This is a genomic window from Vibrio genomosp. F10 str. 9ZD137 (genome assembly GCF_049974785.1).
GTDB lineage: Bacteria > Pseudomonadota > Gammaproteobacteria > Enterobacterales > Vibrionaceae > Vibrio.
Genome location: NZ_JBNGCJ010000153.1, coordinates 1 through 359, shown reverse-complemented (window position 1 = coordinate 359; position 359 = coordinate 1). Strand labels below are relative to the sequence as shown.

Here is a 359-nt window from a genome sequence, read left to right as displayed (position 1 = left end):
TGTTTAGTATTCTACAAGACATATTAAAAGAACAGTCCGTGTTATTAAGTGGTAGTTCTAAAGAACTTCTTTTAACTAAACAGATAGATAGCAACGGTCGAGATATAAAAATGACTTTAGGCTGGCACACATCTACTAGCCATGGAAGGCCCTATTTCTATAAAGAAGGTGGCGGTGCTGGTTACCATTCAGAGATGCGAATCTACCCAAACGAACGGCTTGCCAGCGTAATTATTGCAAATAGAACCTCATATGATGTTGCTGGTAAACTCAATCTGCTTGATAAGCGAATATTAGCGGAGATACGCCCCAATTATTGAATTAGTGTTTCAGAAAATTAAAAGGGACACACACTCTAA

Annotated in this window: 1 pseudogene; it reads left to right on the top strand. The window is 38.2% G+C overall.

The annotated features are described in order from the left end of the window. Nucleotides 1-320: pseudogene (locus tag ACP45E_RS01940) on the top strand (serine hydrolase domain-containing protein); the annotation flags it as partial. Nucleotides 321-359: the final 39 nt, after the last annotated feature.